Below are 23,271 nucleotides of genomic sequence, written 5' to 3'. Positions count from 1 at the left end.
GCTTACAGCGTGATAGTCGACTCGGGCGAATCTGTGAAATCGACATGCGATTCAGCCTCACATCGAGCGATTGCATGCGTTCAGGTTCGGCACCATCGAGCGCAAGCCTATGTACGCACTCCATCCATCCGACTACGCGCCCGATGCCTTCGAGGTGAGGGTTTCCGAATTGCTCGTTGCCACCTCCGAAGGTGGCGATCCGCTGGTGAGCAGCGCCGTGTCGGAGGTGCTCAAGTTGCTGCGAGAGAAGCTCGACATGGACGTCGTGTTCGTCTCGGAGTTCGTCGATGGCCGGCGTGTGTTCCGCCGCATCGAGGCCGATGCCGACAAGCGCATGTTCGAAGAAGGTCAGTCGCATCCGCTGGAGTCGACCTTCTGCCAGCGCGTGGTCGACGGCCGGATGCCCAACATGATCAAGGACTTTCCCAACTACGCCGGCGCAAAAGACTTGCCGAAGGTGCCGTTTCCGCTCGGAAGTTTTATGAGCGTGCCGGTGGTGCTGAGCGACGGACGCATCTACGGCACGCTGTGCTGCTTCAGCTTTGCGGTGAACGAAGAGTTGACGCAGCGCGATCTGAAAAAGCTCGAGATGTCGGCGCAGCTCACTGCGCGCCGAATCGACGAAGTGCGAGCGCGTGAGGCCGACATGGCGATGGCCAACTGGTCGCTGGAGCCCACCGACAACTTGGTGTCGTCGCGCCGAGCGCACTGAACGCCAGGACCATGGTCACGGATCACCGCACGTTCGCCGGCTTCAGCAATGCATCGCTTCACGATGACGGGCTGAAGTTCAATCTCACCATCGACACGCTCGAAGGCCCCGTGCCGATCGAGGCTTTGGTCGCCGACATCGGCAAGATGATTCACCTGCTGTCGAAGGTCTCTTGGGCCGCCGGCCACATCCAGCGATTGCCGCAGCACTTCGAGAGCGACGGCACGCTGAGCTTGCGACCGGTAGACGCCACCGCGTTGGCAGTGGCTGCCGGCGAACCCGGCAAGACGCTGGTGATGATGCTGGTCGGTGCCACGACGCTGGCCTACGCGTTGGACACGCCGAAGCTCAAAGGTTTTTCGCAGCAGCTGCAGGCGACGGTCGAAGGGCTGGTGTAGCCTGAGTCAAGGTTCCGCCATGCCATCTCGATCACCGTCCGTCATCGATTTCAACGCATCCTCCGATGAGGTCGCGCGGCACCTCATCGGCCTCACTTTGCTGGTCGACGGCGTGGGCGGGCGCATCGTCGAAACCGAGGCCTACGACCGGGACGACCCGGCCTCGCACAGCTTCAGCGGACCGACCTCGCGCAATGCCTCGATGTTCGGTTCACCGGGTCGAGCCTACGTGTATCGCTCGTACGGCATTCACTGGTGCCTCAACTTCGTGTGCCGCGAAAAAGGGCATGGCGCCGCGGTGCTGATTCGCGCGATCGAACCGACCATGGGGCTCGACCGAATGCGTGAGCGACGCGGGCTCGACGAGGCGCGGCTGCTGTGCGCCGGGCCGGGCCGCTTGGCGCAGGCATTGGGCATCGACGACGGCTTTAACGGCAAGCCGCTCGACGCACCACCGTTCTTGCTGATCGCGCCGCCCGATGGCGAGCCCGACGCAGTGGTCGATGCCGGTCTGCGCATCGGCATCTCGAAGGCGATCGACACGCCGTGGCGTTTCGGCGAAAAGGGTTCGCGTTTTCTGAGCAAGCCGCTCGGTCGAAAGCCCTGAGGTCAGCGAGTCAAGGCTGCGCTGTCCACTGATCCGGGCTGCGGCAACCACTTGAAGGCGGCGGCGCCCAGCAACAGCATCATCGCGATGGTCAGCAATACCGCCAGAAATGGGTCGGTGCCGTGCGCCGTCGCCGCCGATGCGACGAGGCCGGTCAGCCATTGCATCACCGCCACGCCGAGGAACATCGCCATCGTGAAGACGGCCATCGCGCGGCCCGTCATGCTGGCCGGGTAGGCGGCTTTCACGTCCGGGTACTCCAGCACGATGTAGCCCGACACCACGCCGACCAGCACCGATGCACACACGTCGAACGTGGCGCCGAGGTTGAAGGCCATGGCCGCGAAGATCGCCGCGCTCAGCAAGGTGAAGCCGATGATCCAGCGCCGTCGCTTTGCCGGGCCAGGGTCGATGCGGCCGAACAGCGGCGCGCCGAACATGCCGACCACCGACAGGGCCAGGGCGACGTTGCCGCTTTGCACCAGCGACAGCCCGTGGCGCTCGATCAGCAAAGGCCCGAGCCACAGCCCGCGCAACGAAAGAAAGGAGGCATAGGTGACGCTCGCCAGTGCCACGATGCCGATCGTGTGCGGCAGCCTGAACAATTCACCGTAGCTCCTCAAGGCGGCCAGCACTGACAGCCGCGGCGGCGGCGGTGCACCATCGGACGATGTGGAGGCCTTGGGTTCATGCACGAGAAAGAAGATCGCGAGCCAGGCCAATGCCGACATCGCACCCAATGCCAGAAAGCCGGCGCGCCACGACTGCTGCTCGATGAGCCAGGCCAGCGGCGTGCCTGTGAGCAGCAGGCCGGTCGAGCCGATACCGAGCGCCGTGCCCGATACCGACGCGAAGCGCTCGCCCGCAAACTGGCGCGCGATGAACACCGTGCACACCAGAAACGCCGGCGCGCAGCCGATGCCGATGAGTACCTGGCCCAGCACCAGCGGCAAAAAGCTGTGCGACATCGCCGCGACGAGCGCGCCGACCATCGCCAGCGGAAAGGCGGTGAGTACGGTGCGCCGCACGCCGTACAGGTCGATGCCGATGCCCATGAAGAGTTGCAGCGCGCCGAAGGCGAAATGAAACGAGCCGGCGAACAGGCCGAGCGCCTGCGCCGACAGCCCAAACTCCTTTTGCAGCGGCGGCGCCATGATCGCCGCGATCGTCCGAAACGACTGGCTCAGGCCAAAGGCCGTGGTCAGCGCCATCAACATGATCCAGGGCGACGTCGTCTTGTTGTGTGAAAGCGCCGCAGAGGAGGTCATGCAGACGGTTTTAGACGAAAACACGCACCGTATTGGTCCGATATGCGACCGGCACGCTGGCCCATAGTTTGCTAAAACGTGTTCAACGTTGACTGTCGACAGTTCGCAGCAGCGACTTGACAGCGATGCAACATCGACCCCAAAGGAGCAAAAGTCATGTCATCGAAAGATGTCTCCCCCGCAGAACGCCAAGTCCGCGAAGACCTCGCCGCCGCCTACCGCCTGGTCGCGTACTACGGCATGGACGACAGCATCTACACCCACATCTCGGCGCGGGTGCCGGGCACCGAAGACCAGTTTCTGATCAACCCGTTCGGCATGCTTTTCAGGGACATCACGGCTTCGTCGCTCGTCAAGATCGACCTCGAAGGCCGCATCCTCGACGACTCGCCTTTCGACGTGAACCCGGCCGGCTTCACCATCCACAGCGCCGTGCATTCGGCGCGGCACGACGCGGCATGCGTGCTGCATACGCACACGGTGGCGGGCGTGGCGGTGTCGTCGCTGGCGTGTGGGTTGCAGCCTTGCAACCAGTGGGCGCTGCAGTTTCACGAGCGCGTGGTCTATCACGACTTCGAGGGCATCGCGCTCGATCCGGACGAGTGCAGTCGGCTGGTCGCCGACCTCGGGCCGACGTCGCGCGCGCTCATCCTGCGTAACCACGGTCTGGTCACGCTGGGACGCAACGTGCCCGAGGCGTTCATCCTGATGCTGAACCTGGAGCGGGCCTGCCGCGTTCAGGTTGCGATCCAGTCGACCGGCTTGCCGATCCATCCGGTGTCGCTCGAGGTCTGCGAGAAGACGGCGCGGCAGTACGAAAGCGGCGACAGCGTGCGCGAGGCCGGCCAGCCCGACCCCAACGGCCGCGAATGGCGCGCGATGCTGCAGCGCATCGAGCCGGCCGCGCCATCGTCGTTCCGCGATTGATCCACTCGCCTTCGCTCTTTCCCTTGTCCGAGCCTTCAGGAGTCTTCATGAAACGTCGCAACCTTATTCAAATGGGCGTCGCTGTGGCACGACGGCAAGTCCTTCACCGCCGACGACGTGGTGTTCTCGGCCGACGTGTTTTTGCGCAAGACCCATGCGCGGCTGCGGGCCAACCTGGCGTCGGTCGAAAGCATCAAGGCGATCGACCCACGCCGCGTTTCATTGTCGGGAATGGCGGCGATCAATTTCTGCGTGTAGGGCTGCATCACGAAAACATGGTCCGTAATCTCCGACATCTCGCCGAAGTCGTGCGTGATGAAAAGCACCGCCACATCGCGGTGCTGCAGCGCGGCGTGGTGCTCGAGTACGGCGAAACGCACACGGTGTTGCGCGATCCGCAGCACGCGTACACGCGCAAGCTGATCGATGCGGTCGTCAGTGCAATGGAGGCGATCTGATGACTTGCGTCGCGTTGTTGAGCGAAGTGCTCGACATGGAATACCTCGCTACCGCGTTTCGCGAAGTCAGCCCCGGCATCGATGTGCGGCAGGGTGCCGACCTCGGTGCGCTCGACGAGATCGACATCGCGGTCTGCTGGTTTCCGCCGCACGGACAGCTGGCGCAACTTCCCAAGCTACGGCTCGCGCAGTCGCTTGCCGCTGGCGTCGACCACATGCTGGCCGACGCGCAACTGCCACGCGACGTGCCGTTGTGCCGCATCGTCGATTCGGGCATGGCCGCGGGCATGAATGCGTACGTGAGTTGGGCTGTCGTGCAGCAGCATCGCGGCATGCGCGCGTACGTCGCCAGCTCGGCAACCGGGCTTTGGCAGGAGCAGCCGGTGGTGTCACCGCGCAAGCACCGCGTCGGCATCGCGGGCATGGGCACGCTCGGCATGGCCTGCGCCGGGGCGCTCGCGACCATCGGCTACGCCGTGCGCGGCTGGAGTCGCAGTGCCAAGGCTGACTTGCCCGAGGGCGTGACCGGCTACCACGGCGCCGGTCAGCTCGACGCGTTCCTGTCGGGTTGCGACACGCTGGTCTGCCTGCTGCCGCTGACCCCAGAGACGCACGGCTTTCTCAACGCAGACCTGTTCTCGAAGTTGCCGCACGGCGCACACTTGATCAATGTCGGGCGCGGTGACCACCTGGTCGAAGCCGACCTGTTGCGAGCCCTGGAGCGGGGACAGCTCTCTGCGGCGACGCTCGATGCGTTCTCGCAGGAACCGTTGCCCGCGTCGCATCCGTTCTGGAAAGACCCGCGCATTCTCGTCACGCCGCACATCGCGACACGCACCGACCGCCTGGTCATCGCGCAACAGACGCTGGCCAATCTGGCGGCGCTTGAACAAGGGATTTGTCCCGTCAATCAGGTCGATATCGACCGCGGCTACTAAGCACACACCATGAACGCATTCACATTGAACCCCCCAACGCATGCTGAAAACGCAGCGCACGACATCGCCTCGGTGCTGCACCCCTTTACCAATCTGGCGACGCATCCGCAGGTCGGGCCTTTCATGATCGCGCGCGGCGATGGCGTGTATGTCGAGGACGACCAGGGTCACCGTTATCTCGAAGCCATGTCGGCGCTATGGTGTGCCTCGCTCGGCTTCAGCAACGAGCGCCTGGCCAAGGCTGGCAGCGACGCGCTGCGCACCTTGCCGTACTACCACACGTTCAACGGCCGCTCCAATGCGGCCGCCATCGCGCTCGCCGAAAAGCTGCTGGCCATGGCCCCCGTGCCGATGTCGAAAGTGTTCTTCGCCAATTCCGGTTCGGAGGCCAACGACACTGCCGTCAAGCTGGTCTGGTACTACCACAATGCCATCGGAAAGCCGGCAAAGAAAAAGATCATCGCGCGCAAGAACGCGTACCACGGCGTCACCGTCGCGGCCGCCAGCCTGAGCGGCTTGATCTCGAACCATCGCGACTTCGACCTGCCGATCGATCGCATCCTGCACGTCGATTGCCCGCACCACTGGCGCTATGCCGAGGCCGGCGAAAGCGAAGAAGGCTTCGCGACGCGACTGGCCGATTCGCTCGAAAAACGCATCCTCGAAGAAGGCCCTGAAACGGTCGGCGCCTTCATTGCCGAACCGGTGATGGGCGCGGGCGGCGTCATCGTGCCGCCGGTGACGTACTTCGAAAAAATCCAGAAGGTACTGGCGAAGTACGACGTGCTGCTGATCGCCGACGAAGTGATCTGCGGGTTTTGCCGCACCGGTGAAATGTTCGGCTCGACCACCTACGGCATGAAGCCGGACATACTCACTTCGGCCAAAGCGCTGTCGTCGGGCTACGTACCGATCTCGGCCGTGCTGGTCAACGACAGGGTGCATGCCGCGGTGGCGGCCAACAGCGGAAAGATCGGCACCTTCGGCCACGGGTTCACTTACTCGGGACATCCGGTCGCGTGCGCCATCGCACTCGAAACGCTGAAGGTCTACGAAGACGAAAAGATCCTCGCGCACGTGCAGTCGTTGGTGCCGCAGTTCCAGCAAGGCTTGCAGCGTTTTGCAGCACGGCCTTTCGTCGGCGAAGTGCGAGGCGTGGGGTTCATCGGCGCTATCGAGCTGGTGCCAGATCCGGCAAAGCGCACGGCATTCGATCCCGCGAAGAAGGCGGGCGCCCGCCTGGCCCAGCTGGCGCTGGAGCAAGGACTCATCGTGCGCGCGCTGGCCGACGCGGTGGCGTTCTGCCCGCCGCTCATCATGACGTCGGTGCAGGTCGACGAGATGTTCGAGCGCTTCGACCGCGCGATGACACGCTTCGAAGCCGAGCAGGCATGAAGGCCTTCTTCACCGAAGACCAGCTGCTGCACGATCCGCAGCAGTTCATGCGGCTCGGCCGCATCATGAAGCCTTCCGATCTGCCGAGCCGTGCGCATGCCTTGCGCGATGCCTTGCAGGCGCGCGGCGTCACTGTCGAAGAGCCAGCCGACTACGGCCGAGCGCCGCTGGAAGGCGTGCACAGCGTCGACTATCTGGACTACCTGGAAAGCGCCTACGGCCTGTGGCGCGCGTTGAAGATGCCGGGCGTGGAGCCGGGCATCGAGGTGCTGCCGAATCTGTCGCCGTTCTACAGCGGCGTACCCGGCGTGGCGCGGCCGCCGTGCCCGTCGCCGTCGATCGTGGCGCGCACCGGTTACTACATCAGCGACCTGTCGTGCCCCATCGGTCCTGACACCTGGCGCTCGATCCTGCGTTCGGCGCACACCGCCGTGGCTGCAACCGATTCGGTGCTCGCGACCGGCGATGCGGCCTATGCGCTGTGTCGGCCCTCGGGACATCACGCGCACCGCGATCGCGCCGGCGGCTTCTGCTATGTCAACAACAGCGCGACCGCAGCGCACCGGTTGTGGGAGCGCCATGGCCGGGTCGCGGTGCTCGACGTCGATGCGCACCACGGCGACGGTACGCAGAACATCTTCTATGCACGCAACGACGTGCTGACCGTGTCGACCCACGCCGACCCGGCCGGCTACTACCCGTTCTATACCGGCTATGCGCACGAGCGCGGTGCCGGCGCGGGCGAAGGCTTCAACCTGAACCTGCCGCTGCCCCACGGCACTGGCAACGACGTGTTCATGCAGGCGGTGAGCGAAGGCGTGAAAGCGGTGAGCGACTTCGCGCCCGAAGCGCTGGTACTCGCGCTCGGCTTCGACAGCTACAAGGACGATCCGATCAGCGTGCTCAGGCTCGACCTCGAAGGCTATCGCCTGATCGGCGAGAAAGTCGGCGCGCTGCGTCTGCCGACGGTGATCGTGCAGGAGGGCGGCTACCTGGTCGAAGCCATCGGGCCGGCGCTGGAGATGTTCCTCCGCGGCTTCGAGTCGGCGCGATGACGGCTTCGGTGCTGCCTCCTCGAGGTCGTGCCCCAGCAACGGGCGGCAGCAGGGCTGCGGGCATCGGCCTGTTCCTCTGCGCGCTCGTCGCCTTCGCCTCCTACGACGCGTTCTGCAAGTTCATGCTGCAGTTTTATTCGGCGCCGTTCGTCAACGTCATGCGCTATGTCGCCGTGTCGAGCATCGCGCTGGTGATGCTGCTGCGCCACGGCGACCTGCGACTGTGGCGCGCGCCACGCAAAGGCTTGCTGCTGTTGCGCGGCGCCATGCTCGCAACGGTCGCGACCTGCTTCATGACGGCGCTGATCTGGATGCCGCTGGCCGAGGCGACCGCCATCTATTTCACCGCGCCTTTGCTGATGGTCGCGCTGTCGCCCTGGCTGCTCGGCGAGCAGGTGCACCGCGCCAAGTGGATCGCAGTCGTCGTCGGCTTCGGCGGCATGCTGCTCATCGTGCGGCCGGGCGGCGATTTGCCGGTGCTCGGCACCGTGCTGATGGCAGTGTCTGCCGTTTGCTACGCCATCTTCCAGTTGCTGACGCGGCGGCTTGCGGGCCTGGTGCCGAGCCCGGTGCAATACGCCTACACCGCGCTGGTCTGCTTCGTCGTGACGCTGATCCCCGCCCCGTTCTTCCTGCCGGCACAGTGGCCACCGCTTGGCGACGTGCTGTTGTTGCTGGCCGGCGGTGCCTGCAGCGGCGCGGCGCAATGGCTGCTGCTCGCGGCCTTCGAGCGCGTCGAAGCCTCGACACTCGCTCCGCTCAACTACTTCCAGCTGCTGCTGGCGGTGGCGTTCAGCACCTTCTGGTTTCACCGCCCGCCGGACGGTCTGGCCTCCGTGGGCATCGCGCTGATCATGGCGGCGGGCATCTACATCGCGCGCACGCGGGCCGTCGCGGTCGCTCCTGCGGCGTAGCCAGGACGAAGCACCTAGAACAAAAGACAAGACATGGCCCTCTCTACCTCCCCCGACACCGCGTTCTTCGAGTCGGTCGAAGCCACCGACCTGGTCGGCCTGGTCGAAGCGCAACTGACGCGTGCCATCGTCGAAGGAAAGCTCGCGCCGGGCAGCCGCATCGTCGAAGCCGAGATCGCGCGCCGCATGGGGGTGAGTCGCGCGCCGGTGCGCGAGGCGGCGCGCCGGCTCGAGCGGCAGGGCGTGCTGGTCGCGCGACCACGCCACGGCTTCGCGGTGCGCAGCATCAGCGTGCAGGAAATCGACAACCTCTACGAAGTGCGGCTGAGCCTGGAACTCAGCGCGATCGAGCTGGCCTGCCGCAAGGCCGACGATGCCGGGCTGGCCCGCGTCAAGGCGTTGGTCGACGCGATGGTGCGGCACGCGCCGACGCAGCCGCAGCACGAGCGCATCGCTAGCGACTTCGAGCTGCACACGCTCATCTGCGAGCTGTCCGGCAATGCGCACCTGCACCGCATCTTTCTGAACACGCAGACCGAGATGCGCATGGTGATGGCGCTGATCGATGCGGTCTACGACGATCCGGCCACCATCGCGGCCACGCACAACCCCATCGTCGATGCGCTGCTGCGTCGCGATGCCGATGCCGCCAAAGCCGCGATGCGCGTTCACCTCGAAGACGCGTGGACGCACGTGCGCGCGCTGTTCGTGCGAAAGCACGGCGACCTTCCGGCGCCCGCCACTGCCTGAACCCATGTCCAACACTGACCCAACCGAAATCTGGCGCCTCTCCGCGTCGCGCGTCGCCACGCTCGTGCGGCAACGCAAGCTCTCTGCCTTCGAAGCCGCGCAGTCAGCACTGGCCCGGCTCGATGCCGTCAATCCCAAGCTCAACGCGGTGGTCGACCATCGGCCCGACGAAGTGCTGGCCCATGCGCGCGCCATCGATGCCGCCCTGGCGCGTGGTGAAGATCCCGGTCCGCTCGCGGGCGTGCCGGTCACCGTCAAGATCAACATCGACCAGCAGGGCTTCGCGACAAGCAACGGCGTGAACCTGCAGAAAGAGTGGATCGCCGCCAGCAACAGCCCGGTCGTCGACAACCTGCTGAAGGCCGGCGCCGTCATCGTCGGGCGCACCAACGCGCCGGCGTTCAGCTACCGATGGTTTACCGACAACCGCTTGCATGGGCGTACCGTCAACCCGCGCGACTCAGCGTTGACGCCGGGCGGGTCGTCCGGCGGCGCTGCATCGTCGATCGCGGCCGGCATCGGTCACATCGCCCACGGCACCGACATCGCCGGCTCGATCCGCTACCCGGCGTACGCGTGCGGCATCCACGGCTTGCGGCCGTCGCTCGGTCGCGTCGCGGCCTACAACGCGGTGACGCCGGAGCGAATCATCAGCGGACAGATCACTGCGGTGTCGGGCCCGCTCGCACGGACTGTCGACGACCTGCGGCTCGCGCTCGCCGCCATGTCGGCGCCCGACCCGCGCGATCCGTGGTGGGTGCCCGCACCGCTTGTCGGGCCGGCCGCTCCGCGCTGCGTCGCGTTGTGCGTAGCGCCCGACGGCATGACGACGCAGCCCGAGGTGGTGGCCGCGTTGCGCGATGCAGCCGAGCGTTTGCGCGACGCCGGCTGGACCGTGGACGAAGTCGATGCGCTGCCGCCGATCCGCGATGCGGTGCAGGTGCAGATCGCCTTGTGGATGGGGGATGGCTACGCGGGCATGGTCGCTGCGGCGGAGCGCGAAGGCGATGCGGGCGCCATCGCTGCGCTCGCTGGGCAAGCGACCCTCGCGCGATCGATGACGCTAGAGAAGTTCTCCACCGCGCTGGTGCGGCGGGCCGCCATCACGCGGCAGTGGCAAGTATTCCTGGAGCGCTATCCGGTCGTGCTGCTGCCTGCCTGCGCGGAGCTGCCGTTCGCCGACGATCTGGATTTGCAGGGGCCGGACGCGTATGCCCGCGTGTGGGAAGCCCAGATGACCATGATCGGCCTGCCGCTGACCGGGCTGCCGTCGCTGGTGGTGTCGACCGGCATGGTCGGACGTGCGCCGGTCGGCGTGCAACTCGTGGCCGGGCGCTATCGCGAAGACCTGTGTCTGGCGGCTGGCGAAGCAATCGAGGCACGCGGTGTGCCACCGATGCCGATCGACCCGCAATAAGCTGAGCTGAGCCAGGCCGAGTTCGCCGAGCAGCGTTCGGCCCGACCCTGCAGCTACTTCAATTCGATCTCGATGAAGACGAACTCATGCTCGTTCGGGTTCACCACGTTGTGCTCGACGCCGGTGAGCCGCGTGTAAGAAACGCCGGCCGTCAGCGGGCTGCGTAATTCTCCTTGAGGCGTTTCGAGCAGCAGCGACGCGGTGGTCATCGGCACCACCACGTAGTCCATGCCGTGGCGGTGCCAACCGGTTTCAGCGCCGGGCGCAAACCGCCATTCGGTGACCTTGACGCGGTCGTTCTCGAGTTGGACCGTGGGGACCGCCTGGGGTCGCGAAGAGGTTGAAGTCATGTCGTCGATCGGCTGCAAGCTTCATGCCTCCCAGGCGCAGCTCACCCGTTACGCGGTGACGGGCGAAGCCGCGACCAGATGCTCCGTCAGGAACCAGACCTGCAACTCATTGGTGCGCAGCACGTTCGACACGAACACGTCGTTGCTGCCGTCGTCGCCCGCGTCGTCGACCTTCTTGGCCGCGTCACGTGCGCCGATGATGATCATCTCGTGAGCTTCCGCCAGACGGCGAATCTGCACTGCAGCCGGCTCGCGACCGCGTGGCGGACGCGCGATCTTGGTGCTCTCGGCGACGTCGGCGGCCATGGCCAGCGCGATGCCGCCGAGCAGCTGGATGCGCTCGGCCAGGATGTCGACCAGCAGCACCTGTGCTTCGAAATGCTGGTCGTACATCAGGTGCAGCTGGTTGAAGGTCGGGCCGACCACTTGCCAGTGATGTTTCTTGTACATGTCGCGCAAGGTGATGGTGTCCGCCAGGCATTGGTTCAGCAGCGCGACGCTTTCCTTGCAAACCTTTTCGCTCAAGCCGTTGGGCAGCTTGACGATCTCGCCGTACTTTTGTGTCTCGTGCGATTCCTGGTGCAGGTTGGGTTGCACGGCGGTCGCGCGCGCGTTGGCGGGCGCAGGAGGCAGGGATTTGGAAGTTGGACTTTTGCTGGCCATGAAAATCTCCGAAGGGCGGTTTGGAACGACTTTCGGTTTTAGACGGCCGCCTGGATGGCGGGCGTAGGCCGGCGGGCCGACCACGCGCACGATGAAACGCAAGCCTCGCGTCGTCAGCGCTTCACGCATGCCACGGCTGCCACTGCCACCGTGTCGGGGCCGCCCCTCAATACGTTTGCTGATCTTGCGGTTGCGGTTGTGGTTGTGGTTGTGGTTGATGGTGCTGCGTTCCGTCGCCCAGATCGACCTGTTCGACAGTGACCACCATCTCACCCATCTCGAGCGGCCCGTAGTTGGAGATGAACGCCACGTCGGCCGCATCGCGTCCGTAGGCCACCACGATGCGGCCACCGCGCGGTGCGTCCTGCGTTGCATCGAAGGTGTACCAGCGACCGCCGACGAAGGCCTCGAACCAGGCGTGCATGTCCATGGGATCGAGGCGGTAAAGATAGCCGACCACCAGCCGCGCCGGGATGCGCAGGCTGCGCGTCAGGCCGATGCCGACATGCGAGAAATCCCGGCACACGCCGGCGCCGTCGTTGAGCGTGTCGAGCGCATCGGTGGCGCCGTTGCTCACGCCGTAGCGATACTGGAGGTTGGTGTGAATCCAAGAGCGAATCGCCTCGACCTGCGCATAGCCGGTCTCGGCGTTACCGACGATCTGGCGTGCACGATCTTCCATCTTGTCGGACGGGCAATAGCGGCTTTGCAGCAGGTACTGCAGCGAGTCGAAGGGAAGGTCCTCGATGGGGGTTGCCATCGCGTCGGGCGCCACCGCGATGTGGTCTTCGGCCTCCATCACCATCTCGACCTCGATGCGCATGTCGCCCTGCGGGATCTTCATGCGCTGGCAGAGGTTGCCGTAGCTGTCGACGTACTCGGTGGTCGGCACCCACGGGTGCAGGTCGTAGCGCTCGCTAACCATCCATTGCGCATCGCCGCTGCGGGGCCGCAGCATGGCGACCACCGGGCAGTCGGCTTCGGTGGCAGTCACGGTCATCTTGCAGATGGCTTGGAGCCTCATCGGTCGCTTTCGTTGGACGGCGGGATTCGGGGAGCGATGACTATCGTCGGGCTGCGCCCGCGCCTGCGCAGTAGTCGGTCAACCGGCGCCGGAGGCTTCCGGCGCGCGCCAGCCAAGCAGCTCGGCGAGGCGATGGACGATCCAGCCAGCCTCTGGGGCCGACACACCCGATTCAGGCGTGGCCAGCCCCGCTTGAATGCGCCGAAGGATGTCGGCTTCGTCGGGGACTTCGGTGTGATGCTGGATTTGCGCATGCCCGACGAGATGGTTCGCCAGGTCTTCGCAGATTTCGTAGCGCTGCCGCAATACGCCGATCGGCTCGCGCAGACGCTGCCTCGCGTCGCTGTAAATCGCAAAGAAAGAGGGCGGAACATCGATCTGGTACTCATCGGACATCCAACCGTTATAGCTGCGTTCCGACGTCGTACTCGGACCTTCCGTGAACTAGGTCCTATCGCGCAAACCCGGTCAGGAATACAAATACAACCTTCCTTATCGAAACGTAAAAAGAACATGGTCGACGCCAACGGCATTGCACTCGTCGTGAATGAGCCCGCCCCCGGACGGTTCTATTGGGTCCTGCAAAAGCAGGACATCGACGACGGCTCGGCCGTCGACACCGCCTCGGCGCCGCTGCCCAGCTATGGCTTGGCCATGATGGCCGGCATGTTCGCCCTGCAGCGCCGGCGTGGCTTCTTCAGTCGCCGCCCGGCCCGAGAATCCTACGAATCGCGAACCGACTTCGGGCCGACGACGATCCAATGACGAAACGCGCCCGTGGGCGCGTTTCGAAGGGTTTGCAGCAAGACTGCAAAAGGTCGGTTTAGCCGCCCTTTTTGGCCCGCTTGCCCGGGTTCTTTTTGCTGCGCGTGGCCTTGCCGCGCTCGAGACTGACCTTTTGGCCGCCACCGGTTTTAGGCAAGGTCGAGCCGGCCACCGGGGTCGGCTTGGGAGTGGCGACGCGGTCGGCTTCGGTGCGAATGATCTTGGGCATGAAAAGCTCAGGTAAAAAGTGTTCGAGGCGTGATTAGGCCACACTGGGGGAATGCACCCTGTGGCCGGGTGGGCTCAGCCTTCCAGCAGCCGCACCCTGACGCTCTTGCCCTTGACGCGGCCACCCGACAGCTTCTGCGCCGCCTCGTGAGCGATGCCGCGCTCGACCGCGACGTAAGTCGAGAATTCGTTGACGTTGATCTTGCCGATCTGCTCCTTGGCGTAGCCGCAGTCGCCCGTCAGCGCGCCGAGCACGTCGCCGGCGCGGATCTTCTCCTTGCGGCCGCCAACGATCTGCAGCGTGGCCATGGGCGGCCGCAGCGCTGCACCGACGCCGGGCGTGAGTTCCGACAGCGGATGCCATTCGGACTCGCGTCCCTGCAGTTGCTCGATCTTTCCGACGCTGCCCATCTCGTTCATGCTGGCGAGATTGAGCGCCAAGCCCTCGGCGCCGGCGCGGCCAGTGCGGCCGACGCGATGGATATGGATCTCTGAATCGGGCGTCACGTCGACGTTGATCACCGCTTCGAGTTGCGCGATGTCGAGGCCGCGCGCGGCCACATCGGTCGCGACGAGTATCGAGGCGCTGCGGTTCGAAAACTGCACCAACACCTGGTCGCGCTCGCGTTGCTCCAGCTCGCCGAAGAGGGCCAGCGCGCTGAAGCCTTGCGCCTGCAGCACCTGAACCAGATCGCGGCATTGCTGCTTGGTGTTGCAGAAAGCGAGCGTGCTTTGCGGCCGGAAATGGTCGAGCAGCAAGCTCACCGCATGCAGTCGGTCGCTGTCCTTGACCTCGTACCAGCGCTGGCGGATTTGCGTGCCTTCATGCTGTGCTTGCACCGTGATCTGCAGCGGCGCCTTCATGAACTGGGCGCTGAGCTTGGCGATGCCTTCAGGGTAGGTCGCTGAAAAGAGCAGCGTCTGGCGCTCTTTCGGGCATTGCCGCACGACCTTGGCGATGTCTTCGAAAAAGCCCATGTCGAGCATGCGATCGGCCTCGTCGAGCACCAGCGTGTTCAGCGCGTCGAGACTCAGGTTGCCACGGTCCAGATGGTCCATGATCCGGCCCGGCGTACCGACCACGATGTGCGCGCCGTGCTCCAGGCTGGCGATCTGCCCGCGCAATGCGACACCGCCGCAGAGCGTGACCACCTTGATGTTTTCTTCGGCGCGCGCCAGGCGGCGGATTTCGGTCGTGACCTGGTCGGCGAGTTCGCGCGTCGGGCACAGCACCATCGCCTGGATGGCGAAGCGTCGCGGATTGAGATTGGCGAGGAGTGCGAGGGCAAAGGCGGCTGTCTTGCCGCTGCCGGTCTTGGCCTGAGCGATCAGGTCTTTGCCGAGGAGCGCCGGAGGCAGGCTGGCCGCCTGGATCGGCGTCATTTCCTTGTAGCCGAGCTGGTCGAGATTCGCCAGCATCTGCGGCGTGAGCGGCAGGGTGGCGAACCCGGTGGACGGATTCGTCACTTGGGTCACGGTGGTTAGCGGCGCTGCGCGCCGTTGTTGACGGGTGGCGGGCCGCGACGTTCCAGGTGGCGGAATGTGATCCGGCCCTTGGTCAGGTCGTACGGCGACAGCTCGAGCGACACCTTGTCGCCCGCCAGAATGCGGATGTGGTGCTTGCGCATCTTGCCGCCGCTGTAGGCGATCAATTGATGACCGTTGTCCAGCGTTACGCGATAGCGCGAGTCGGGCAGCACTTCGGTCACTGCGCCGTTCATTTCGATGAGTTCTTCTTTGGCCATTGATTTACCTCAAAAAACGGTGTCTGTTGGAGATGGAAAACGGTTGTCGGGCGATGGTCGGGCTCAGCTTGCGAAGTGACCCGGCGCAGGCTGATGAATTGGCCGTGCCGGATGGCGCTCGCTGACCCAGCCGAGGCCCTGGTCGACGGCATAGCGCACGGCGGCGGCATGGCTGGCAAATCGTGGCGTGAAGCGCATGACGCGGTCATGCATACCGCTTCCGCGGCCCGAACGAATAGAAACCGACGCGGCGAAACGCCCGTCGTCTTGAGAGTGAATCAGCGGTGAAACGAGGTACTTGCCCACTGCAATATTATGTTGAACGATGTCCATGAAGCCTTGACGACGCGCAACATCGCGTGCGCCGAAAAAATTGAAAACGAGGCGTAGGCCGGCCGGAAATGACGCGGCGGACGCGCAATTCGCTTCAACAAGAACGAAGGCAGTGGTGACAATCATGGGCGCCGGGTCTGGCGCTCCAACACACTGTAGAGCCGGCTTGAGATGAGGGCCTTGGCGAGTCCGGAGATCAATTCCATGAACTCCGGGAACGCGCGGGGCCAGCCAGCAAGATGACGAAAGTGCTTCGTCGTGGTATCGAAACGAACTCACCATTATAGGCGAATGGCCAACATTGCTGCTTGACTTGCTACGGGACTTGGGGATTGAGGCGGGTTCCATGACGGATGGCAGGCATTGGTGTGGCGCTCCTACATCGCATCGAATACGGGGTCGGTCGAATAGGCAGCGCATAGGCATTTAGCGACACCCAACGAAAAGCCATCGATGAACGATTTCTCCACCTTGTCTATCAAGCCGGTTCTTTTTTCACCTGCCGTCGAGGTGCCGAAATCGGACGAGCCGAAAACGCAAGCCGACCTGGTCGACACCTTGCTGGGCATGTCGAAAACCATGGCAGACAGCACGGGCCATGCGATGCGCGCCGTGCACGCCAAGAGCCACGGCCTGCTCCGCGGTGAACTGCGTGTTGTCGAAGGCCTGCCTCCCGAGTTGGCTCAGGGCATGTTTGCAGCGCCGCGGAGCTACCCGGTGGTGCTCAGAATTTCGACGCCCCCCGCTGAAGTGCTGGACGACCGCGTGTCCCTGCCGCGCGGCATGGCGATCAAGGTGATCGGCGTCGAGGGCGAGCGCGTCGCGGGGTCTGAAGGTGACAGCACCCAGGACTTTCTGTTCGTCGACGGCCCGGTGTTTGCCGCGCCGGACGCCAAAGGCTTTCTTAAAAACCTCAAGCTGCTTGCTGGCACCACCGACAAGGCGCCGACGGCCAAGCGAGTTTTGTCGAGCGTATTGCAGGGTGTCGAGAAAGCGATCGAAGCGGTCGGCGGCCAGAGCAGCACGCTCATTTCGATGGGCGGCCATGCCGAAACGCACCCGCTCGGCGCGACGTTCTTCACGCAGGTGCCGATCCGCTATGGCGCCTACATCGCCAAGCTGCAATTGGCGCCGGTGTCGCCGGACCTGCGCGCGCTCGAAAACGCACCGATGGACCTTGACGGCAAGCCGGATGGCACACGTGAAGCGGTCGCCGATTTCTTGCGGGTTCATACGGGCGAGCCGGCCGAATGGGAGTTGCGCGTGCAGTTGTGTACCGATCTCGAGAAGATGCCGATCGAAGATGCGTCAATCGAGTGGCCGCAGGACTTGAGCCCTTTCATTGCCGTTGCACGACTGACGCTCGATGCGCAAGAGGGATGGAGCGCCGCGCTGTCCCGCGAGATCGACGATGGCATGGCGTTCAATCCGTGGCACGCGTTGGCAGCGCACCAGCCGCTCGGCGGCGTCATGCGGGCACGCAAGGTGGTTTATGCCGCCTCGTCGCAATTTCGTGGCGAGCGCACCGGGTGCCCGATGCACGAGCCGCGTATTCCGAATTCCTCGAGCGCTTCCTGATCGACCGGGCCTGCGGTCAGTCTCCTTCAGACTTCTGCTGCCCTGCGGTCGACAAACGCTGCATCTCGGGCTTGAGAGTCCGATAGAGCCGCTGATATTGCGCATGGCGCCCGGCCAGTTCGGCGGTGCGCGCCGGGTTCGGCGCGAAGCTGTCTTGCAAGGCCGGTGCGACACAGATATCGGCAACCGCCTCCCCCGTTCTCGCCAGGCGTGCGAGTCGTGCCGCACCCAACGCTGCACCCACTTCACCGCCGCTGCGTCGATCCAGCGTGCGGCCCAGCACATCGGCGAGCAGTTGTGCCCACGCCGCGCTGCGCGAGCCGCCGCCGACCAGCGTCACGCTGTCGATCTGCGCGCCGCCGGCCAGCAGCGCCTGTTGCCCATCGAGAAACGAGAAGGCCACGCCCTCCAGCACGGCATAGGCGAGGTGGCCGCGGGTGTGATCGTGCGTCAGACCGAAGAAAACACCCGACGCGTACGGATCGTTGTGCGGTGTGCGCTCGCCGGACAGGTACGGCAGGAACAGTGGCGTGGCGGCGCCATCCGGAAGCGCCTCGGCTTCGCTGACAAGCTGCGCTTCGTCGGTCGCGTGCGTGAGGCGCCGTAGCCAGCCGAGGCAACTCGCTGCCGACAGCATCACGCTCATCTGATGCCAGGTGCCCGGAAACGCGTGGCAGAAGGCATGCACCGCACTTTCGGGGTTGGGTGAGTAAGCCGCGTTCGCCACGAAGTAGACCCCCGAGGTGCCTAGAGACAGGAACGCAGTGCCAGGTGCCGTCACGCCCAGGCCGGCCGCGCTCGCCGCGTTGTCGCCCGCGCCGCCCGCCACCACGACATCGGCCTGCAGACCGAGCTGCGAGGCGACGGTGGGCAGCAACGTGCCACTGGCCTCGCTGCCTTCGACGAGGCGCGGCATCTGCGATCGATCGAGGTGCGTGGCGGCCAGCATGGTGTCGGACCAGTTGCGTGCCGCCACGTCGAGCCACAGCGTGCCTGCCGAATCCGACATGTCGGACACCGCTTCACCGGTGAGCTTCAGTCGAACGAAGTCTTTCGGCAGCAGCACCCGGGCTACCTGCGCAAATATCTCCGGCTCGTTCTGCTCGACCCAAATGAGCTTCGGTGCGGTGAAGCCCGGCATCGCGATGTTGCCGGTGATGCGACGGCTCTCGGGCGCGCGGCGTTCGAGTTCGGCGCATTGCGCGTGGCTGCGGCCGTCGTTCCACAAGATGGCCGGACGCAGCACGCGGTCTTGCGCGTCGAGCAGCGTGGCGCCATGCATGTGACCCGACAACCCGATTCCGCGCGTGGCCGCGTACGCCTTCGGGTGGTGCTCCCTGAGCTTGCCCAGCGCGACCTGCGTGGCGCTCCACCAGTCTTCGGGCGCCTGCTCAGACCACAGCGGATGCGGCCGAGAAATAGCCACTGCCGCGCTGGCCTGACCGATCACGCGCTGCGCGTCGTCGACCAGAACGACCTTGACGTCCGACGTGCCGATGTCGATGCCGATATCCATGCTTTGCCTCCGTGATTCGAAACGTTGTCCGCGCTGATGAACGATCGCGCGTTGAAAGGATACTTGGCGTGTCGTCCGACCCCGGGCGAGAGGCCGCATCAGCAGAATATTTCCGATGGCCCAACCTGTTTCCGCCCGACTCAAGATCGGTCTGTCAGCCTGCTTTTCGCACGCCGACCCGGCGCGCGCGCTGTTCAGTAACAAGACCCTGCAATACGTCGAGCAGTCGATCGCGCACTGGCTCATGTCGGCCGGCGCGATGGTCGTGATGGTGCCTTGCCCAACAGGCGAAACTGCGCGCGGCGACACCAAGCTATCGCATTACGCGGAGTGGCTCGATGGCGTCGTCATGCATGGCGGCGCCGACATGTGGCCCGGCAGCTATGGCGAGGTGCCGCTGAAAGACGCCTGGCTCGGTGACCGGGTACGTGACCTGTACGACCTCGCGCTGGTCGAGGCTTTCGAGCAGGCGGGCAAGCCGATCTTCGGTGTGTGCCGGGGGCTGCAGCTCATCAACGTGGCGTTCGGCGGCACGCTGTACCAGGACATTGAAGAGCAGCATGACCATCCCGAGGCGGTTCGCCATCGCGACCCGGTGGCCTATGACCAGAACTTTCATGCGCTCGAGATCGTGCCCGGCACACGGCTCGCCAAGCTCTATCCGGGCGTCGACACGGCGCGCGTCAACAGCATCCACCATCAGGGTGTGAAGGCGCTGGCGCCGGGCTTCGACATCGAGGCATGGAGCCTGCCCGACCGCGTGCCCGAAGCGATCCGCCGACGCGCCGACCGCGGCCGCAGCTACATCGCGGCGACGCAATGGCATCCGGAGTTCCACAAGTTCGGCAGCAAGGAAACGTTGGACGACAGCGCCATCCTCCACGACTTTCTGTGGGCTTGCGCCACCACCAAGGTAACGGCCAAATCGACCTTGCGTGCAGCCCCCGGCAAGATCCGCAACCGCGCCGCGCGGCTGTTGCGGCAGGCGCTGCTCAGGCGCTAACCGTCGAGCCTCTGCGGTTCTTAGCGGCTTGGGATCGACTTGGTCGTGGTGTGGGAGACGCTGGCGTCGATCACGCCGAACACCTGGATGCCGCTGCCGCCGCTGGCACTTGTCGCGGCGCTGCTTCCCTGCGATGTGTTGCCTGACGCGCAGCCCGCGGCAGCGCACAGGGCGACGATGGAGACGAATGCGGAAAAGATGTATTTCATGAGACGGTTCCTGGAGGTTCGTTTCATTGCGGCGCCAAGGCGCTCAGGTGCTTGCCTACGATACCCGCCAGTTCGAACATCGTCACCTGGTCTTTGCCGAATACTGGCTTGAGCTTGGCGTCGGCATTGATGGCGCGCTTGTTGGTTGCATCCTGCAGGCCGTTGGCCTTGATGTAATCCCACAGCTTCTTGATGACTTCGGTGCGCGCGACCGGCTCGGCGCCGATGACGGCAGCCAGCGCATCGCTCGGCTTCAGGCCGGCGCCCGGCTTGCGTGGTGCCTTGAGCGCCGCCTTCTTTGCGGCAGCGGTCGTGCCTGCAGCCTTCTTCGCCGGTGCCTTTGCTGCCTTGGCCGCAGCGCCTGCTGTGGCTTTCTTCGCAGCCGGCGCCGCCTTGGCAAAAGTCTTGCGCGGCGGAAACTTCGACGTGCGGGGCTCGAACTCGAAGCTCACTTTGCCCTCTTCCTTGTTCCACGACAGGAAAGCCTTGAAGGCGCGGCGCGTGCGCATGCTGACAAACTTGTCGAGCAAGTCGGTCTTGCCGGTGGCGAGCAGCTTCTCGATCTGCGCGCGTTCCACCGGTTGCTGCAGAATGATCTTGCCGCTCTTGAAAGTGCAGCTCGGTGTCGGCTGTTCGACGGTCGGCACCGACTTTTCGCAGACGTAATTGGTGCCGTACTCGAACACTCGCGACGCACAGATCGGGCACGGCCCGAGCGACTCCTGGCCGCTGAAGTCGACGATCTCGCCGGTCTCCGCATTCTTGTCGTCGCCGAAGTCGAATTCCAGCTTCCAGTTCTTCGTTTCTTCTTCGTCGAACTTGAGGACGATCTCCGCGGTGAACGGCCAGCCGGCTTTCGACCGGAAGCCTTCCAGTGGTCCGATGTGCTTGTCGCGAAGCAGTGCTTCGGCCTCGACCACTTCGAAAGTGCGGCCCGCCGGCGATTTGCCGAAAGAGAAGCCGCAAGGTTCCTTGTCCGGCAGCCCGGTGCAGGTGTAGCGCCGGTAGTTCTCTTTGACCACGCCGCCGCAGTTGGGGCAGGGCGTCGCGAGTGTCGCGTAGTCGCCTGGGACGGTGTCGCGGTCGTACTCCTTGGCCTTCTTGACGATGTGCTGCGTCATCTCGGCGATCTCGAGCATGAACGCGGCACGCGTCAGCGCGCCCTTTTCCATCTGGGCCAGCTTGTATTCCCACTCGCCGGTCAGCGCCGCCTTCGAAAGCTCCTCGACACCGAGGCCGCGCAGCAGCGTCATCAGCTGGAACGCCTTGGCGGTCGGGATCAGCTCACGGCCTTCGCGCAGCATGTACTTCTCGGCGATCAGCCCTTCGATGGTGGCAGCCCGCGTGGCCGGCGTGCCGAGCCCTTTCTCCTGCATCGCCTCGCGCAGTTCCTCGTCGTCGATGGTCTTGCCGGCGCCTTCCATGGCGCCCAGCAAGGTGGCTTCCGAGTAGCGCGCGGGTGGCCGCGTCTTGAGCGCCTTGGCGTCGCACGATTCGGTTCGCACGACTTCGCCTGGCTTCACGATCACCAGGTTCTTGCCGTCTTTTTCGTCTGTGTCCTGAGCGGCTTCCTTGCCGTAGATGGCGAGCCAGCCGGGCTTCACCAGCACCTTGCCGTCGGAGCGGAAGGCATAGTTTTTGCCGGCCTCGTTCACGGTGCTGATGCGCGTCGTGATCTGGTACTCAGCGCTCGGGAAGAACACCGACAGAAAGCGCCGCACCACGAAGTCGTACAGCTTCTGCTCGGCGTCCGACAGGCCGCTCGGTGCCTGCAGCGTCGGGATGATCGCGAAGTGATCCGACACCTTGGCGTTGTCGAAGATGCGCTTGCTCGGCTTGACATAGTTGCCGTCGATCGCCTGCTTGGCGAATGGCGCGAGGTGCTTCATGCCGCTGTTGGCGAGCATCGCCATCGTGTCCTTCACGACGGGCAGATAGTCCTCGGGCAAGGCGCGCGAATCGGTCCGCGGATAGGTGAGTGCCTTGTGGCGCTCGTACAGCGACTGCGCCAGCGACAACGTGGTCTTCGCGCTGAAGCCGAAGCGGCTGTTGGCCTCCCGCTGCAACGAGGTCAGGTCGAACAACATGCCGCTGGCGGTCGTGCTCGGCTTGCTTTCTTCGGTGACGGTGGCGGGCTTGCCGCGCGCGGCCTGGGCGATGGCCAGCGCGTCGCGCTCGTTCCACACGCGATCGGCGCGCTGCTCTGCATCCGGCTCGCCGCTGGGCAGGAGCGGCGCGTTCGCTTTCTTCCACGCTGGGTCGAAGTACTTGCCTGGGTAGTCGCCGGCCTCGGCCGCAAAGCTCGCGTGCACTTCCCAGTAGTCGCGCGAGACGAACTTGCGGATCTGTTCTTCGCGCTCGACCACTACCGACAGCGTGGGCGTTTGCACGCGGCCCACGGTTGTCAGAAAGAAACCGCCGTCGCGCGAGTTGAACGCTGTCATGGCCCGCGTGCCGTTGATGCCGACGAGCCAGTCGGCCTCGGAGCGCGAACGTGCGGCGTCGGCCAGGCCCTGCATCTGCTTTTCAGTTCGCAGGTGGTCGAAGCCATCGCGAATGGCTTGCGGCGTCATGGACTGCAGCCACAGCCGGCGCACCGGCTTGTTCAAAGGCGTCTTGCCGCCGGCGTACTGCTCGATCAAGCGGAAGATCAGTTCGCCCTCGCGGCCCGCGTCGCAGGCGTTGATGAGCTGCGTCACGTCTTTGCGCTTGGCCTGCTTCACGACCGCGTTCAAACGCGTCTTGGTCTTGTCGACCGGCTTCAGGTCGAAGTGCGGCGGAATCACCGGCAGGTTGGCAAAGCTCCATTTGCCGCGCTTCACGTCGAACTCCTCCGGCGCCTGGATCTCGACCAGATGGCCGACCGCGCTGGTCACCACGTAGGTGTCGTTCTCGAAGTGCTCGTCGTGCTTGTCGAACTTGCCGGCCACGGGCGTGAGCGCGCGGACGATGTCCTGAGCCACCGAAGGCTTTTCTGCAATAACCAGTGTCTTTGTCATATGAGTGCTCTCTATACTC

General features: G+C 64.8%; 26 protein-coding genes and 1 pseudogene. 15 read left to right on the top strand and 12 right to left on the bottom strand.

Going from position 1 to position 23,271, the window contains the following annotated elements:
• Nucleotides 1-109 precede the first annotated feature (109 nt).
• The 3 genes from H7F36_RS05200 to H7F36_RS05190 are packed head-to-tail and all read left to right on the top strand — an operon-like array spanning nucleotide 110 to nucleotide 1,717.
• Entirely contained in the window at nucleotides 110-712 is a 603-nt protein-coding gene (locus tag H7F36_RS05200) for a GAF domain-containing protein (RefSeq protein ID WP_187053675.1), read from the top strand.
• Nucleotides 713-723: 11 nt separating this feature from the next.
• Nucleotides 724-1,110 carry a hypothetical protein gene (locus H7F36_RS05195; protein WP_187053674.1) on the top strand — a complete coding sequence of 129 codons (387 nt, stop codon included), beginning with the start codon at nucleotides 724-726 and terminating at the stop codon, nucleotides 1,108-1,110.
• Between the two features lie 19 nt (nucleotides 1,111-1,129).
• Nucleotides 1,130-1,717 carry a DNA-3-methyladenine glycosylase gene (locus H7F36_RS05190; RefSeq protein WP_187053673.1) on the top strand — a complete coding sequence of 196 codons (588 nt, stop codon included), beginning with the start codon at nucleotides 1,130-1,132 and terminating at the stop codon, nucleotides 1,715-1,717.
• 2 nt (nucleotides 1,718-1,719) lie between these two features.
• Here the strand turns inward: H7F36_RS05190 and H7F36_RS05185 are convergent, their stop codons facing one another.
• Complete coding sequence (locus tag H7F36_RS05185; protein ID WP_261802504.1) at nucleotides 1,720-2,985, bottom strand: MFS transporter; 1,266 nt, start codon at nucleotides 2,983-2,985, stop codon at nucleotides 1,720-1,722.
• Nucleotides 2,986-3,141: 156 nt separating this feature from the next.
• On the opposite strand from H7F36_RS05185, the gene H7F36_RS05180 reads away from it, so the two are divergent.
• From H7F36_RS05180 to H7F36_RS05140, 9 genes and pseudogenes are all read left to right on the top strand, one after another.
• On the top strand, nucleotides 3,142-3,912 hold the full coding sequence (locus H7F36_RS05180; protein WP_187053672.1) for a class II aldolase/adducin family protein: 771 nt from the start codon (nucleotides 3,142-3,144) through the stop codon (nucleotides 3,910-3,912).
• Between the two features lie 84 nt (nucleotides 3,913-3,996).
• Nucleotides 3,997-4,131, top strand: a pseudogene (locus tag H7F36_RS22440) (ABC transporter substrate-binding protein); the annotation flags it as partial.
• 56 nt (nucleotides 4,132-4,187) lie between these two features.
• Entirely contained in the window at nucleotides 4,188-4,370 is a 183-nt protein-coding gene (locus H7F36_RS05170) for a hypothetical protein (protein WP_187055163.1), read from the top strand.
• Entirely contained in the window at nucleotides 4,370-5,308 is a 939-nt protein-coding gene (locus H7F36_RS05165; RefSeq protein WP_187053671.1) for a 2-hydroxyacid dehydrogenase, read from the top strand. The genes H7F36_RS05170 and H7F36_RS05165 overlap by 1 nt, the downstream gene beginning before the upstream one ends.
• Before the next feature lie 9 nt (nucleotides 5,309-5,317).
• The gene (locus H7F36_RS05160) at nucleotides 5,318-6,703 is read left to right on the top strand and encodes an aspartate aminotransferase family protein (RefSeq protein WP_187053670.1); all 1,386 of its coding nucleotides are present in this window, start codon (nucleotides 5,318-5,320) and stop codon (nucleotides 6,701-6,703) included.
• Nucleotides 6,700-7,758 carry a histone deacetylase family protein gene (locus H7F36_RS05155; RefSeq protein WP_187053669.1) on the top strand — a complete coding sequence of 353 codons (1,059 nt, stop codon included), beginning with the start codon at nucleotides 6,700-6,702 and terminating at the stop codon, nucleotides 7,756-7,758. Before H7F36_RS05160 ends, H7F36_RS05155 begins: the two co-directional genes overlap by 4 nt.
• Nucleotides 7,755-8,672 carry a DMT family transporter gene (locus H7F36_RS05150; RefSeq protein WP_187053668.1) on the top strand — a complete coding sequence of 306 codons (918 nt, stop codon included), beginning with the start codon at nucleotides 7,755-7,757 and terminating at the stop codon, nucleotides 8,670-8,672. The genes H7F36_RS05155 and H7F36_RS05150 overlap by 4 nt, the downstream gene beginning before the upstream one ends.
• Before the next feature lie 33 nt (nucleotides 8,673-8,705).
• Complete coding sequence (locus tag H7F36_RS05145; protein WP_187053667.1) at nucleotides 8,706-9,422, top strand: GntR family transcriptional regulator; 717 nt, start codon at nucleotides 8,706-8,708, stop codon at nucleotides 9,420-9,422.
• A 4-nt stretch (nucleotides 9,423-9,426) separates the two neighbouring features.
• Nucleotides 9,427-10,839, top strand: a complete 1,413-nt coding sequence (locus tag H7F36_RS05140; protein ID WP_187053666.1) for an amidase family protein — start codon at nucleotides 9,427-9,429, stop codon at nucleotides 10,837-10,839.
• A 53-nt stretch (nucleotides 10,840-10,892) separates the two neighbouring features.
• On the opposite strand, the gene H7F36_RS05135 is transcribed toward H7F36_RS05140, so the two are convergent.
• The 4 genes from H7F36_RS05135 to H7F36_RS05120 all read right to left on the bottom strand — a co-directional run bounded on the left by H7F36_RS05135 (nucleotide 10,893) and on the right by H7F36_RS05120 (nucleotide 13,272).
• Entirely contained in the window at nucleotides 10,893-11,189 is a 297-nt protein-coding gene (locus H7F36_RS05135) for a cupin domain-containing protein (protein WP_187053665.1), read from the bottom strand.
• 48 nt (nucleotides 11,190-11,237) lie between these two features.
• Nucleotides 11,238-11,852 (bottom strand): Dps family protein, encoded by a 615-nt coding sequence (locus H7F36_RS05130; protein WP_187053664.1) that lies wholly within the window; start codon nucleotides 11,850-11,852, stop codon nucleotides 11,238-11,240.
• Nucleotides 11,853-12,018: 166 nt separating this feature from the next.
• Nucleotides 12,019-12,876: a transglutaminase-like domain-containing protein gene (locus H7F36_RS05125; protein ID WP_187053663.1), complete on the bottom strand. Its 858-nt coding sequence runs from the start codon at nucleotides 12,874-12,876 to the stop codon at nucleotides 12,019-12,021.
• A gap of 78 nt (nucleotides 12,877-12,954) precedes the next feature.
• Entirely contained in the window at nucleotides 12,955-13,272 is a 318-nt protein-coding gene (locus H7F36_RS05120; protein ID WP_187053662.1) for a hypothetical protein, read from the bottom strand.
• Between the two features lie 117 nt (nucleotides 13,273-13,389).
• Here H7F36_RS05120 and H7F36_RS05115 point away from each other — a divergent pair, with 117 nt between their 5' ends.
• Nucleotides 13,390-13,641, top strand: coding sequence for a hypothetical protein (locus tag H7F36_RS05115; protein ID WP_187053661.1), 252 nt, complete (start codon nucleotides 13,390-13,392; stop codon nucleotides 13,639-13,641).
• A 58-nt stretch (nucleotides 13,642-13,699) separates the two neighbouring features.
• On the opposite strand, the gene H7F36_RS05110 is transcribed toward H7F36_RS05115, so the two are convergent.
• The 4 genes from H7F36_RS05110 to H7F36_RS05095 form a co-directional block, all read right to left on the bottom strand.
• A complete protein-coding gene (locus tag H7F36_RS05110) occupies nucleotides 13,700-13,870 on the bottom strand; it encodes a hypothetical protein (RefSeq protein WP_187053660.1) in 171 nt (56 codons plus the stop codon).
• 74 nt (nucleotides 13,871-13,944) lie between these two features.
• Nucleotides 13,945-15,288, bottom strand: coding sequence for an ATP-dependent RNA helicase DbpA (gene dbpA, locus H7F36_RS05105; RefSeq protein WP_261802609.1), 1,344 nt, complete (start codon nucleotides 15,286-15,288; stop codon nucleotides 13,945-13,947).
• 62 nt (nucleotides 15,289-15,350) lie between these two features.
• Nucleotides 15,351-15,614 (bottom strand): translation initiation factor IF-1, encoded by a 264-nt coding sequence (infA, locus tag H7F36_RS05100; RefSeq protein WP_187053658.1) that lies wholly within the window; start codon nucleotides 15,612-15,614, stop codon nucleotides 15,351-15,353.
• 63 nt (nucleotides 15,615-15,677) lie between these two features.
• Nucleotides 15,678-15,947 carry a hypothetical protein gene (locus H7F36_RS05095; protein WP_187054809.1) on the bottom strand — a complete coding sequence of 90 codons (270 nt, stop codon included), beginning with the start codon at nucleotides 15,945-15,947 and terminating at the stop codon, nucleotides 15,678-15,680.
• A gap of 453 nt (nucleotides 15,948-16,400) precedes the next feature.
• Here H7F36_RS05095 and H7F36_RS05090 point away from each other — a divergent pair, with 453 nt between their 5' ends.
• Nucleotides 16,401-17,525, top strand: a complete 1,125-nt coding sequence (locus tag H7F36_RS05090; protein WP_187053657.1) for a catalase family protein — start codon at nucleotides 16,401-16,403, stop codon at nucleotides 17,523-17,525.
• A gap of 16 nt (nucleotides 17,526-17,541) precedes the next feature.
• On the opposite strand, the gene xylB is transcribed toward H7F36_RS05090, so the two are convergent.
• Nucleotides 17,542-19,041, bottom strand: a complete 1,500-nt coding sequence (xylB, locus tag H7F36_RS05085; RefSeq protein ID WP_187053656.1) for a xylulokinase — start codon at nucleotides 19,039-19,041, stop codon at nucleotides 17,542-17,544.
• Between the two features lie 115 nt (nucleotides 19,042-19,156).
• Here xylB and H7F36_RS05080 point away from each other — a divergent pair, with 115 nt between their 5' ends.
• Nucleotides 19,157-20,044: a gamma-glutamyl-gamma-aminobutyrate hydrolase family protein gene (locus H7F36_RS05080; protein WP_187053655.1), complete on the top strand. Its 888-nt coding sequence runs from the start codon at nucleotides 19,157-19,159 to the stop codon at nucleotides 20,042-20,044.
• 20 nt (nucleotides 20,045-20,064) lie between these two features.
• Here the strand turns inward: H7F36_RS05080 and H7F36_RS05075 are convergent, their stop codons facing one another.
• Nucleotides 20,065-20,253: a hypothetical protein gene (locus H7F36_RS05075; RefSeq protein ID WP_187053654.1), complete on the bottom strand. Its 189-nt coding sequence runs from the start codon at nucleotides 20,251-20,253 to the stop codon at nucleotides 20,065-20,067.
• Between the two features lie 23 nt (nucleotides 20,254-20,276).
• Nucleotides 20,277-23,252, bottom strand: a complete 2,976-nt coding sequence (locus H7F36_RS05070) for a DNA topoisomerase III (protein ID WP_187053653.1) — start codon at nucleotides 23,250-23,252, stop codon at nucleotides 20,277-20,279.
• Between the last annotated feature and the right edge of the window lie 19 nt (nucleotides 23,253-23,271).

Origin of the sequence: Variovorax sp. PAMC28562 (assembly GCF_014303735.1) — a bacterium.
Taxonomy (GTDB): Bacteria; Pseudomonadota; Gammaproteobacteria; order Burkholderiales; family Burkholderiaceae_C; genus Variovorax.
The sequence above is the reverse complement of the archived record's forward strand: the minus strand, read 5'-3'. Positions and strand labels throughout refer to the sequence as shown.